General features: G+C 65.8%; 12 protein-coding genes. 4 read left to right on the top strand and 8 right to left on the bottom strand.

Translation table 11 applies throughout. The annotated features are described in order from the left end of the window. Positions 1–14 precede the first annotated feature (14 nt). Both MasN3_RS05770 and MasN3_RS05765 read left to right on the top strand, forming a co-directional pair. A complete protein-coding gene (locus MasN3_RS05770) occupies positions 15–599 on the top strand; it encodes a hypothetical protein (protein ID WP_281912950.1) in 585 nt (194 codons plus the stop codon). 6 nt (positions 600–605) lie between these two features. Further along, positions 606–980 (top strand): Fur family transcriptional regulator, encoded by a 375-nt coding sequence (locus MasN3_RS05765; RefSeq protein ID WP_281912949.1) that lies wholly within the window; start codon positions 606–608, stop codon positions 978–980. Between the two features lie 114 nt (positions 981–1,094). Here MasN3_RS05765 and MasN3_RS05760 read toward each other — a convergent pair whose 3' ends face one another. The 7 genes from MasN3_RS05760 to udk form a co-directional block, all read right to left on the bottom strand. Further along, positions 1,095–1,475 (bottom strand): MerC domain-containing protein, encoded by a 381-nt coding sequence (locus tag MasN3_RS05760; RefSeq protein WP_281912948.1) that lies wholly within the window; start codon positions 1,473–1,475, stop codon positions 1,095–1,097. Next, positions 1,475–3,556: a TonB-dependent receptor domain-containing protein gene (locus tag MasN3_RS05755; RefSeq protein ID WP_281912947.1), complete on the bottom strand. Its 2,082-nt coding sequence runs from the start codon at positions 3,554–3,556 to the stop codon at positions 1,475–1,477. The genes MasN3_RS05760 and MasN3_RS05755 overlap by 1 nt, the downstream gene beginning before the upstream one ends. A gap of 113 nt (positions 3,557–3,669) precedes the next feature. Then, the gene (locus MasN3_RS05750) at positions 3,670–4,869 is read right to left on the bottom strand and encodes an ISL3 family transposase (protein WP_370662345.1); all 1,200 of its coding nucleotides are present in this window, start codon (positions 4,867–4,869) and stop codon (positions 3,670–3,672) included. 152 nt (positions 4,870–5,021) lie between these two features. Further along, on the bottom strand, positions 5,022–5,723 hold the full coding sequence (locus tag MasN3_RS05745; protein WP_281912946.1) for a ZIP family metal transporter: 702 nt from the start codon (positions 5,721–5,723) through the stop codon (positions 5,022–5,024). A gap of 143 nt (positions 5,724–5,866) precedes the next feature. Next, positions 5,867–6,748, bottom strand: a complete 882-nt coding sequence (locus MasN3_RS05740) for a dienelactone hydrolase family protein (RefSeq protein WP_281912944.1) — start codon at positions 6,746–6,748, stop codon at positions 5,867–5,869. Positions 6,749–6,825: 77 nt separating this feature from the next. Further along, positions 6,826–8,028: a DUF4382 domain-containing protein gene (locus MasN3_RS05735; protein ID WP_281912943.1), complete on the bottom strand. Its 1,203-nt coding sequence runs from the start codon at positions 8,026–8,028 to the stop codon at positions 6,826–6,828. A 118-nt stretch (positions 8,029–8,146) separates the two neighbouring features. Then, positions 8,147–8,800 (bottom strand): uridine kinase, encoded by a 654-nt coding sequence (gene udk, locus MasN3_RS05730; RefSeq protein ID WP_281912942.1) that lies wholly within the window; start codon positions 8,798–8,800, stop codon positions 8,147–8,149. Positions 8,801–8,956: 156 nt separating this feature from the next. Between udk and MasN3_RS05725 the strand changes: the two genes are divergently transcribed. Then, positions 8,957–9,376, top strand: a complete 420-nt coding sequence (locus MasN3_RS05725; RefSeq protein ID WP_281912941.1) for a hypothetical protein — start codon at positions 8,957–8,959, stop codon at positions 9,374–9,376. A gap of 22 nt (positions 9,377–9,398) precedes the next feature. Here MasN3_RS05725 and polA read toward each other — a convergent pair whose 3' ends face one another. Beyond that, complete coding sequence (gene polA, locus MasN3_RS05720; protein WP_281912939.1) at positions 9,399–12,173, bottom strand: DNA polymerase I; 2,775 nt, start codon at positions 12,171–12,173, stop codon at positions 9,399–9,401. A gap of 176 nt (positions 12,174–12,349) precedes the next feature. Between polA and MasN3_RS05715 the strand changes: the two genes are divergently transcribed. Continuing rightward, positions 12,350–12,838, top strand: coding sequence for a hypothetical protein (locus MasN3_RS05715; protein ID WP_281912938.1), 489 nt, complete (start codon positions 12,350–12,352; stop codon positions 12,836–12,838). Positions 12,839–12,885: the final 47 nt, after the last annotated feature.

Below are 12,885 nucleotides of genomic sequence, written 5' to 3'. Positions count from 1 at the left end.
CAGGAGCCATCCTGATGAAAAAAGCGGCAACGAAAGATCACGCAGCAATGTCGAACGAAGACAAGATGAACGCAGGCGCCGCGGCGCTGGAGATTCCCGAAGCGGTTGCAGCCGCCCTGAGCGGCTGGGTGCAGCAGGTCGCCGAACAGACCGCCGCGCCGGTGCGCGACGCGCTGGCCGCGGCCGAAGCCGATGCGGCCGCCCTGCGCGAGAGCGGCGCCGAGCTCGAAGCCGCGCGCGACCAGGCGCTGGCCGCATCGAGCGAGCACCAGGCCGAGATCGAGCGCCTGAGCGCGGAACTGCGCGACGCGCGCCAAGTTGCCACCGAGGCGCTGGTGAGCAAGGCCAAGGACCAGCTGGCGATCGACGGCAAGGACAGGCAACTGGCCGACCTGCGCGCCCAGCTCGAACGCAACGTCGCGGCCCAGGCCAGCGAGTCGGACGCGCGCCTGGCCGCCGAGATGGAACTGGTGGGCGCCACCACCGCGCGCGACAACTTCGAGAACGAAGTGAAGACCCTGCGCGCGCAGCTGGACAAGTCCTACGCCGAGCGCAGCGCCTTGCGCGCCGAACTCGAATCGCTGCGCGGGAAGAAATAAGCCGCCATGGAACAACGCAATACGCGCCAGCGCAAGGCGATCCACCAGTGCATGGAAGACGCCGGACGTCCGCTGGCGCCGCAGGAAATCCTGGAACAGGCCCAGGCCGTGGTGCCGGGCATCGGCATGGCGACCATCTACCGCAACATCAAGTCGATGCTGGAAGCCGGCGAGATCACCACGGTGTCGCTGCCGGGCGGGGGCGACCGCTACGAAATCGCGGGACACGGCCACCATCACCACTTCCATTGCCGCTCGTGCGACAAGGTGTACGAGGTGCACGCCTGCCCGGGCGACATGCAGAAGCTGACGCCGGAGGGCTTCGTGCTGGAGTCGCACGAGCTGACCTTGTACGGCTTGTGTAATTCTTGCCGTTCGTAGGCGTGGTCTGGTCCAGTGGACCAGACCACGCTTCGCCGCCCGCGCGTTCAACTACGATTTGCGCCGCCACAATGCATCCGTGAGCTGAACGCGCGCACGGCAAAGCCGTGCACCCTACCTGCAATCCTTGCAATAACGATGGTTGCGCCAGTGCGCCCCCAGCAGCAGCACGCTGCTCAGCACCGCCGCCACCGTCTCCGCCATGTCGCCCAGCCGCGGTCCGACCACGAACACCGCCAGCAGGAAGGCGCCCAGGCCGACCAATCCCAATGATAGGGCGACCGGATCGCGGTGCTTGAGGTAGCCCGGCACCAGCGCCAGCAGCACCGGCACCGTCACGGCCAGCAGCAAGGCATCGTGCAGCGCGTGGTGCGTCCCGCCCAGGCCCAGCAAGGGAAATGCCGCGATCAGGAGCGGCATCGCCAGGCAGTGCACCAGGCACAGGGCCGACGCCGCCATGCCGGCGTAGTCGGCGAACCGGATCAGGGTTTTCATCAGAACAGGAAGCGCAGGCCGGCGGTGATGTTACGGCCAGGCAGCGGCGCCGCTTCCTTGATGAAGGAGGTATGGCTGAAGGCCAGTTCGTTCGTCAGGTTGTTGATACGTGCGTAGAGCTGGGCCGGCACGCCGCCGATGCGCGTGGTGTAGTGGGTGCCGAGGTTGAGCATGGTATAGCCGCCGGTCCTGTCCTCGTATTCCGCCACCTTGTCCTGCTTGCCGACGCGGACCAGTTCGGCCATGCCGTGCCAGGCCTGCCAGTCCGCATTCAGGCGCAGGCCGACGCGGTGCGCCGGGATGCGCGGGATGTTGCGGCTGCCGTCGGCGGCGCCGTCGAAGCGGGCCCGCACGTAGTCGCCGAACAGCGTGCCTTCCACGATATTCGAGAACTTGTGGCGCAGCTCCCCTTCCAGACCGGTGAAGACGGCGTCGCGCTGGGCGTATTCGACCAGCTGGAAGCCATCATGGTTGTCCAGCGTGCGCGCGTAGATGTAGTTGTCGACGCGGTTGCGGAAGGCGCTCAGCGAGAACGTCGTATCGCCCTCGAACTTGCGCAGGGTGACATCGATGTTGTTCGAGGTTTCCTTGCCCAGATTCTGGTTGCCGATCTCGTAGGTTGCGGTGGCCAGGTGGACGCCGTCCGCGTACAGTTCTTCCGAGGTCGGCAGGCGGTGGCTGCGGGCGATGCCGGCGCGCAGCGAATACTGCGGCTGGAATTTCCACACCGCGCCCAGCGCCACCGAGGTGCCGCGTGCGTCGGTATCCCTTTGCGGCGCGCTGTCGACGCGGATGTCCTGCCACTCGTGGCGGGCGCCGGCTTCGAAGCGCCAGTTATCCAGCTTGTATTCCTCGGTGACGAATACCGCATGCTTCTTGGTGACGGTCGGCGGCACGTAGGCCTCGTCGCCTTCAGTTTTGAAGTCGCGACGTGTGGTCTGGGCGCCGACGACGCCGCGCCAGCCCGCGACCGGATCGTGTTCCAGCTCGACGCGGGCGTCGTGCGCGCGGTTCATGAAACTCGTCGAGACCACGCCCGCTTCCAGTTCGTCATGGCGATAGTCGGTGAGCGAAGCGCGCAGGCGTGCCTTGGCGAAGCCCGGCAGCGGGTTGCGGTACTCGCCGCGCAGGTCCCAGCGGTCACTGTCCAGCTTCACGACCGGCACCTCGTCGTGGCCGTGCCCGTGCTCGTCGTGACCAGCGTGGTCGTCGTGATCGTCGTGGCCGCCGCAATGCAGGTGATCACCATGCGGATGGCAGCTCTCGAATTCGTGGTTGTGGCCGGGGATGCCGTATTCGGTGCGCTCCTTGGTGTAGGCCGCGCCCAGGTAGCCGCGTTCGCCCACCCAGGACAGGCCCACGGTGCCGCTCTCGCTGTCCTTGTAGCTGCCGGGGACGCGCTTGCCCTCGGCCCAGCCCTTGCCGACGCGGTATTCGCCGGCGTCGCGCTTGACGCCTTCGGCATGGACGGCGACGTTGCCGCTGCCGCCGGTCACCTCGAATGCGCCGGTCTTCTCGCGCGCCACCGAATTGGCGCGCACTTCCGCGCTGCCTTCGACGCCCTGCTCCGGCACCCGGGTCGGGATCTTGCGGTCCAGGATGTTCACCACGCCGCCGACCGCGCCGCCGCCATGGGCCAGCGCCGACGGGCCGCGCAGCACCTCGATGCGCTCGGCCAGCACCGGCTCGAAGCCAACGGCGTGGTCCGGGCTGATGGTGGAAGCGTCCTGCACTTCGGCGCCGTCGGACAGGATCTTCACGCGCGGGCCGTCCATGCCGCGGATCACCGGGCGGCTGGCGCCGGCGCCGAAGTGGCTCGAATTGATGCCGGGCTGGTTGGCCAGGGTTTCGCCCAGGGTCGACTCGCGCACGCGCACCAGTTCACCGCCGCCGAGCGAACTCACCGGCGTGATCATGTCGTCGCTCACCACGCCGAGGGCGCTGGCGGAGACCACCACGGTCGGAACGGTGTCGGGATCTGCTTTCAGGCGGCTGTCGGTTTGCGCATGCGCCAGCGGGGCGCCGAAGGCAAACAGGATGGCCAGCGCGAGCGGCGTGCGTGGGAAGGTCGAAGCGGGCATACAGGGGTTCCTCCGTTGAATTCTTCGGTAATGATAAGTCATTATCATTAAGGGCGCAACAGGCGCACACGCATGCCCTGCCCGCTTGTGGCGGGCAGATGGAAAAAAGAGGTTCATCGCGTTTTGCCGGGAAACGCATCCTTGATTTTCAGGAAGAAGTAGGATGCATCCCGAAATCCGTAGGCCATGCGCTTGATGACTTTGATGCGGTTGTTGACGCCTTCCAGGATCGATGAGTTCATCGGATAGATGGCCGAAGCCAGAATGCCGCGCCGGTACTTGGCCAGCCGTTTGGCAAACTGGATCAGCGGTGTGATATGGCTTTCCAAGGCGAGTTTGAGCCAAGCCTTCCATCGACGAGCACCTTCCCGGACCGATGGCGCATACCAGATCTCTTTCAATTCGGTCTTGAGCAGGTAGACCGTTGCCAGCGGCTGATTGGCGGCGAGCAGTTCTTCGAGCTTGACGGCCTGTTCGGCCTTGAGGTTGTCGCGGTTGCGTAGTAACAGCCAGCGGCTACGCTTGATGACCTGGCGCGCTTTTGGTTCGGCCCGTAACGTATTGGCTTGATCGACGCGCACCCGGTCGACGACTTCGCGGCCGAAGCGGGCCACGACATGAAACAAATCGTAGACCACCTCCGCGTTTGGACATTGCTGACGCACTTCAAGGTCCATGGCCGTGTTCATATCCATGGCCACCGCCTCGATTCGCTGGCAGCCTTGCTCGCCCAGCAGCTCAAAGAATGGCCGGATCGCTTCCCGGCTGTTGCCTTCCCCAACCCACAAGACGCGCATACGCTCGGCATCCATGGCCACGGTAGCGTAGCGATGGCCCTTGTGCAGGGCAAATTCGTCCATGACCAAGCGGCGTACGCCCACCGCCGAGAAGTCGCCGTGCAGCTGCTTTAGTCGCCGATGATCAATCTCTTTGATGGTATGCCAGTGCAGCCCGGTCAACCGGGCTATATGGGCTATGGGCAGCAACTGCGCCAGCGCCTCGACCCACAGACGCACGCGGTGCGTGATGCGCGCCCGGCGGTCGAGCCAAACAATGTGCTCGGCCACTCGTGCATTGCAGTGATGGCAGTCCAGCCGCCGTACCGGCACATCGAGCCAGACGCGCTTGTCCAGAACGTCGCGATCGCGCACCTTACGCCTTCGGCGCTCATGCACCAGGGCGCAAGGCTGGTGGCACGCTCCGCACACAGCATCCCTTGCCGGGCAGGTATCGAGAACGATTAACAGTGATCCGTCTTCTTGTTCTTGGACGGTGTCGACAATATGGCCTTCCCAAAACGGGACAGACGACATAGCATTGAGCATGGCGGTGGTTTGATAGACTGATTTGTTTGGCGACTATCAATCTACCAACATCAGGCCACCGCCACCACCTCCCGATTAGATCGTCAACCCCGTCTTCCCCCATTCCCCGCGAAGAACCAAAAAAGAAGGGAAGACGCCGCTCAGTTGGCGTGGTTCAGCACCACCACGATCGCCACGCCGAGCGCGATCAGGGCCACCTGCGGCACCGACTCGCGCACGGTGGCGCGGCGCTGCATCTGCGGCATCAGGTCGCTCACCGCGATGTAGATGAAGCCCGAGGACGCGAACACCAGCACGTAGGGAATCAGGCCGCTGGCCTGGTCCAGCGTGAAGTAGCCGAGCAGGCCGCCCGCCACTGCCATCAGGCTGCACAGCAGGTTGAAGACATAGGCGCGCAGGCGCGAGAAGCCGGCGTTGAGCAGCACGATGAAGTCGCCGATCTCCTGCGGGATCTCGTGGGCGACGATGGCCAGCGCGGTGACGATGCCCAGTTCCGGATTGGCGAGGAAGGCGGCGGCGATCAGGATGCCGTCGGTGAAGTTGTGCATCGAGTCGCCCAGCAGGATCATCCAGCCGGACTTGCCGGCCTGGTGGGCGTCATGGCCGTGGGCGTGGTGGTGGCCGTCGCCCTCGTGGTGGTGCGAGTGGCGCAGGATCGCCAGCTTCTCCAGCACGAAGAAGGCCAGCAGGCCGCCCAGCAGGGTGGCGAACAGGCTGCGCGGATCGGCCCCGGATTCAAAGGCTTCGGGCAGCGCGTGCAGCAGCGAGGTGGCCAGCATGATGCCGACCGACAGGCTGACCATCCGCTCCACCACCTTCGACAGCAGCGCGAACGAAAACACGGCAGCGCCGGTAATGCTGGCGACGCCGGCGATCGCGGTCGCCAGCAGGATGGAAGTCAGGACGGGGTCGATGTAAGGCCTCTTGTTCTTGTGCGGAGCGGCAAGCCGGACATTTTACCCTGCCCGGCCGCGCTCCGTGCAGATCAGGCCACGCCGTGTTTCGAGAACCAGTCCAGCGCCTTGGCCCAGCCGTCCTTGGCGTCGGCGGCGTTATAGCTCGGGCGGTAGTCGGCGTGGAAGGCGTGGCCCGAGTTCGGGTACACGTGGATCATGGAGCGGCTGTTGCCGGCATCGAGCGCCTTGCGCATGCGTTCCACCGAGTCCAGCGGGATGCCGTTGTCCTTGGCGCCGTACAGGCCGAGCACCGGCACCTTGAGGTTCTGGGCGACGTCGATCGGGTGCTTCGGCTGGAGTGGATTGGTATCGCCCACCAGGCGGCCATACCAGGCCACGCCGGCCTTGACGTTCGGGTTGTGCGCCGCGTACAGCCAGGTGATGCGCCCGCCCCAGCAGAAGCCGGTGATGCCCAGCTTGTCGGTATTCCCGCCGCGCTGCCTGGTCCACCTGACGATGGTATCGAGGTCGCTCATGACCTGGGCGTCCGGCACCTTGGCGATGATGTTCTTCATCAGGTCGGGCATCGGGGTCTTGGTGGCGTCGCCCTGGCGCACAAACAGGTCCGGGGCCACGGCCAGGTAGCCGGCCTTGGCGAAGCGGCGCACCACGTCCTTGATGTGCTCGTGGACGCCGAAGATCTCGGAGATGACCAGCACCACCGGCAGGTTGCTGCGGTCCTTGGGCTGGGCGCGGTAGACCGGCACGTCCTGGCCGTTGATGACCACGATATGGTCGGCGGCGTCCAGGCCTTCGGTACTGGTCTGGATCTGGGTCTGCGCCACCACCGGCAGCGCGGCGACGGCGAATCCGCCGCCGGCGGCGGCTTTCAGGAAGACGCGGCGGTCGACACCTTCGCTGAACGAACTGGCGGACAGCAGGCTTTCGGCATCGCGAATGAGATCTTTCATGTGGCCCCTCCGGTGGTGTTGGACAGGCTTGCTATCTTAGCAAAGTCCGGAGGGGCGCACGTTTCACTGATGAGCGATCAGCGGGTGAGCGAAAAATTCAGGTTCGACTGGTTGGCGCTACGGATGTCGACGTTGTCGGCCGACTTGCCCACGTAGCCGGCCGCCGCCGCCTCGACCCGGTACCTGCCCGCCGGGGCTGCGCTGCTGGCGCTGAAGGCCAGCGGCAGCGTGCTGGTATAGGTCGCGAACTGCGGCGCCGTCACCGGCAGGCCGGCGATCGTGTAGGTGCCGCTGGCCAGGTCGGCGCCCTGGTACTTGATGGTGACGGTGGGGCCGGCCGCGAAGCTCTGCTTGGCCGAGACGTAGGCGGCATCAAGGCTGGCCGGGCTCATCGTGACCGTGCCGCCGATCGCACCGGTGACGCCCGGCGCCAGCAGGATCGGCGCGTTCGCGGTGCTCAGCACCGTGGTGCTGCTGCTCGACGCCACCGGCACGCCCGCCACCACGCTGGCCGCGCTGTCGCTGGCGGTGATGACGACGTCGTAGTTGCCGGGCGCCAGGCGCGTCAGCCGGAATTCGCCGGTGGCCGGATCCGGCATGGTGGCGCTGACGATCTGGCCGTTCTGCTGCGCCGAGACCTGCACGCTGCGGCCCAGCAGCGCGGTGCTGACGAAGCCGGAGATCCCGTTCAGGGTCGCCGGCACCACTTTCACCACAGGCTTGAGCGCATAGCTGCCCTTGCCGCGGGTGAGCACCGACTTGCAGGCGTCGAAGTCGAGCACGACCTCGGTCTTCTGGCCAGCCGTCACCTCGAAGTTCCCGACCAGCTTGATGCCGCTCTGGATGCCACCCGGGGTCTCGAGCGGCTGCTCGGTCTTGCCGGCGCTCGGCACCACGCTGTTGCCATTGCCGTCCAGGACCAGGCGCAGCTGGGTATAGCGCCCTGCTTCGAGCGAGGCCTGGCCGAGCGCTTCGAGCACGCCGTTGCTCAGGTTCAGCAGGTTGATCTTCTTCGCCGGATGCAGGCTGATGTCGGTCCAGCCGGTATCGGTATCGGACGCGCCTTCGCTGCGGTGCACGCGCACTTTGGCAACGCTGACGTTGACGGCGTCGAAGCCGCAGGCCGGGGCGTCGGTCAGCGACACGGCCAGGGTGCCGAGGGTGCTGACGGGCGTGCCGGGTGCGGCGGCATCGCCGCCACCGCCGCCACAGGCGGACAGGATGGCGGCGCTCAGGGCGGTGGCAGCAAGGAGGGCGAGGCGGGATCGGGTCTGGATCATGGATGCGCTTTCGTGGTCTGCCGGCAGCAGGCTGGAAAGGATCCTAGCATTCAGAAAAGCAACTGCCCCCTCATTTGAAACAGTTGCTTACAGTCTTTACAGATGCGCAGGAATTGGGTCAGCGGTCGGTCGAACGGCGCTTGAGCTGGCCGATGACGCTTGCCACCTTGGTGGTGATCACGTCGACCGCCGGGCCGTTGGCGCCGTGCGGCAGGATGACGTCGGCGTTGCGCTTGGTCGGGGCGATGAACTGCTTGTGCATCGGGCGCACCGTTTCCATGTACTGGTTGACGATGCTCTCCACCGAACGTCCGCGTTCGGCGACATCGCGCTGCATGCGGCGGATGAAGCGGACATCGGGCGCGGTGTCGACAAAGATCTTCAGCGACATCATGTCGCGCAAATCGGCGTCGTACAGGGCGAACAGGCCTTCGATCACGATCACCGGGGCCGGCTTGACGGCAATCGTCCTGTCGGAGCGGTTGTCGATCGTGAAGTCGTATACCGGCATCTGGATCGTTTCGCCATGGCGCAGGGCGCGGACGTGCTCCACCAGCAGGGGCCAGTCGAAGGCGTCCGGATGGTCATAGTTCTGCTTGCGGCGCACTTCGGGGCTGAGGTCGGACTGGTCGCGGTAGTAATCGTCCTGCATCACCACCGACACCATCTCGGCGCCGAACGAGGCCAGGACTTGTTGGGTCACCGTTGACTTGCCACTGCCGCTGCCGCCGGCGACACCAATGACAAACGGTTGATAAGAAATCGCATTCATCCCCGCATGATACCGGAGCGAGAGGCGTACCGACAGGCCCGGCGCAGCAATGTGCGGCAATCCTGTGACACCGACAGTCTGGTCGCCAAGCGTGCGCACCCGTCGCGCGCAGGCGCTTCATACTGTTTGCCTCCGACTACTTGCACAGGATTAGCCATGTCAACAGTCAATCTGGATGAACTCGAAGGGGCGGCCATGATGGTCGAGGATGGCGGCGGGTCGGTCACGGCCATGGTGTCGCGCGACACGGGCATGATCCATCTGCTGAACGACGAGTACATGGATGAGGAGGCGCCGACGCCCGCGGCGTCCGGCGGCGGCGACCGCTATGTTCCCGTGCCGCCCGCCGGCACGCTCGGGATTGGAGACGGACTCGTCCTACGTTTCGCCGCCACCCACCTGGCCGACGACCAGGAGACGGTGCGCGACATGTTCCGCGACCGCAACACCGAAGGCTTCGCCCGCCTGCTGGAAGAGCGCGGCGCGGGCGACGCATGGGAACGCTTTCACGCGCAAGCCACCCGCAGCGCGCTGCGGCGCTGGTGCGAGGAGAACGGTCTGCAACTGGCTGAGTGAGGGTGCCGGCGCAAGCCCATGCTCAATGGGCGCGCTCCCAGTTCGGCCCCACGCCGGTCTCGGCCACCAGCGGCACGTTCAGCGTGGCCACGCCCGCCATCAGTTGCGGCAGCTTCACGCGCACCAGTTCCAGCTCGGCTTCCGGCACCTCGAGCACCAGCTCGTCGTGCACCTGCATGATCATGCGGGTGCCGAGCTTGTCGGCTTCCAGCCAGCCCTGCACCGCGATCATGGCCAGCTTGATCAGGTCCGCCGCCGTGCCCTGCATCGGCGCGTTGATCGCCGCGCGTTCGGCGCCGGCGCGGCGCGGGCCGTTCGGCGAGTTGATCTCGGGGAGCCACAGGCGGCGTCCGAACACGGTTTCCACGTAGCCGCGCGCCTTGGCCTGCAATCTGGTCTCGTCCATGTACTGCTTCACGCCGGCGAAGCGCGCGAAGTAGCGCTCGATGTAATTGGAGGCCGCGCCGCGCTCGATGCCCAGGTTCTGGGCCAGGCCGAAGGCGCTCATGCCGTAGATCAGGCCGAAGTTGATCACCTTGGCGTAGCGGCGCTGCTCGCTCTGCACTTCCTCGGGCGGGATGCCGAAGATCTCGGCGGCGGTGGCGCGGTGGATGTCCTCGCCTTCGGCAAAAGCCTTGAGCATGGCCGGGTCGCCCGAAATGTGCGCCATGATGCGCAGCTCGATCTGCGAATAGTCGGCCGAGACGATCACGCTGCCGGGCGGCGCGATGAAGGCTTCGCGGATGCGGCGCCCTTCCGCGTTACGCACCGGGATGTTCTGCAGGTTCGGCTCGTTCGAGGACAGGCGCCCGGTGATCGCCACCGCCTGCGCGTAGTTGGTGTGCACGCGGCCGGTCTTGGGGTTGACCATCTTGGGCAGCTTGTCGGTATAGGTCGACTTCAGCTTGGACATGCCGCGATGTTCCAGCAGGATCTTCGGCAGCGGATAATCCTCGGCCAGCTTCTGCAGCACCTCTTCGTCGGTGGACGGCGCGCCGGTGGCGGTCTTCTTGATCACCGGCAGGCCCAGCTTGACGAAGAAGATCTCGCCGATCTGCTTGGGCGAACCGAGGTTGAAGGGGCCGCCGGCCAGTTCATAGGCCTGCTGCTCCAGCTCCAGCATGCGCGCGCCCAGCTCGCCCGACTGCACGCCCAGCAGCTCCGAGTCGATCAGCACGCCGTTGCGCTCGATCTTCTGCAGCACTTCCATGGTCGGCATCTCGATCTCGCGGTAGATGCGGGTCAGTCCCGCGTCGCTCTCGACGTGCGGCAGCATGGTCTGGTGCAGGCGCAGGGTGATGTCGGAATCCTCGCCGGCGTACTCGGTGGCGCGGCCCAGCTCGACCTGGTCGAAGCAGATCATGTTGGCGCCCTTGCCGCACACGTCGACGAACGGAATCGTGGTGTAGCCGAGGTGGCGCATCGCCATGGTGTCCATGTCGTGCGGCTTGTGCGACTCGAACACATAGGACTGCAGCAGGGTGTCGTGCACGATGCCCTTGAGCTTGATGCCGTGGTTCTCGAAGATGTGCATGTCGTACTTCAGGTTCTGGCCCAGCTTGGGCTTGCTTGGGTCCTCCAGCCAGGAACGCATGCGCTCCAGCACGTGCTCGCGCCCCAGCTGGTCGGGTGCGCCGGCATAGCGGTGCGCCACCGGGATGTAGGCGCCCTTGCCCGCCTCCACCGACAGCGAGATGCCGACCATCTCGGCGCTCAATGGGTCGAGCGAGGTGGTCTCGGTGTCGATCGAGGTCAGCGCGGCGGCGTCGATCAGCGCCAGCCATTTGTCGAGCTGTTCGTCGGTGAGGATGGTTTCGTACTCGCCCTTGATGATGGCCATGCCGGGCAGGCTGCCGGAGGCGCCTTCCGGGGAATTGAGCGGCGTGCCGCCCGCGCCAAGGCCGCGCGCCGGCGCCACCGCGCCGTCGGCGCGGGGAGCGCCGCCCAGGTCGCGCAGCATGGTCTTGAAGCCGTAGCGCTGGAAGAAGTCGCGCAGGGCCTCGGCGTCTTCCGGACGGCCGACCAGGGTTTCCTCGAAGGAGACCACGTGGCTCACCAGGTCGCAGTCGGTCTTCACGGTGATCAGTTCGCGGCCCTTCGGCAGCCATTCGAGGGCCGCGCGCAGGTTCTCGCCGACCGCGCCGCCGATCGCATGGGCGTTCTCGATCACGCCGTCGAGCGAGCCGTGCAGGGTCAGCCACTTCACCGCCGTCTTCGGACCGCACTTGCTCACGCCCGGCACGTTGTCGACGGTGTCGCCGATCAGGGTCAGGTAGTCGATGATGCGGTTCGGCGCCACGCCGAATTTCGCCAGCACGCCGGCTTCGTCGAGCTTCTCGTTGCTCATGGTATTGACGAGCATGACCTTGTCGTTGACCAGCTGGGCCAGGTCCTTGTCGCCGGTCGAGATGATGGTCTTCATGCCGCGCGCGGCGGCCTGCACGGCCAGGGTGCCGATCACGTCGTCGGCTTCGACGCCGTCGACCATCAGGATCGGCCAGCCGAGGTGGCGCACCACCTCGTGGATCGGTTCGATCTGCTTGCCCAGGTCTTCCGGCATCGAGGCGCGGGTGGCCTTGTATTCCGGGTAGAGGTCGTCGCGGAAGGTCTTGCCCTTGGCGTCGAACACGCAGGCGATGTAGGCCGCCGGGTAGTCGGCGCGCAGGCGGCGCAGCATGTTGACCATCCCGTGCATGGCGCCGGTCGGGAAACCGTCCGGGCTGCGCAGGTCGGGCAGCGCGTGGTAGGCGCGGTAAAGGTAGCTGGAGCCGTCAACGAGCAGCAGGGTATTTTCCATAGGGCGACATCTCAAAATAAGGCCGGCGCGACCGCGCCAAAGTGTCCCGCATTATCGCAGAATCGGCCTGGCCACCCCACAAGAGATGGCGGGCAGGCCGGCACAGCCTCTGCACACTTTTCACAGGGAAGCGTGTCTGTTTGTTACAATGAACCAAACGACACAAGGTGACCATCATGTTGCGCACATCTTCCCGCCTGAAACTCCTGACGCTGTGCCTGATCGCGCACGCCGGCCTGGCCGCGGCGCAGTCACAACAGCAGGCTCCCGCCCAACAGCGCCCGGCCCAGACCCCGCCGCAACTCGAGCGCATCGAGCCGGGCAGCGACACGCCGGCCACCACCATTCCGCCGAAAGAACGCACCCGCATCACCGAAAAGCGGGACAACAGCGGACAGGTCACCGAAGTGGAAGTGCAAAGTGGCAAGAGCCGCTACATCATGAAACCAAACGTTGCACCAGGAAACGCCCAACCCGGCGACGCCCAGAGCAGCGCGATCCGCGCCCCACAATGGCAGGTCATGGAATTCGACTTCGGCAACCCGAAAAAGCAGGCGACCGACCAGGCCAATGCGGCCCCGTCGCCGGCCCCGACCAAGGCAGGCGTGCCCGCGCGCGCCGATGTGCCGCCACCGCCGTCACTGGAACCCGTCGAAAAAAAATAATCCTGACGCTGCGGCCCCTGGCTGCAGCCGACCCTCACCTTTGTTGC

Origin of the sequence: Massilia varians (assembly GCF_027923905.1) — a bacterium.
GTDB classification, from domain to species: Bacteria; Pseudomonadota; Gammaproteobacteria; order Burkholderiales; family Burkholderiaceae_D; genus Telluria; species Telluria varians_B.
The sequence above is the reverse complement of the archived record's forward strand: the minus strand, read 5'-3'. Positions and strand labels throughout refer to the sequence as shown.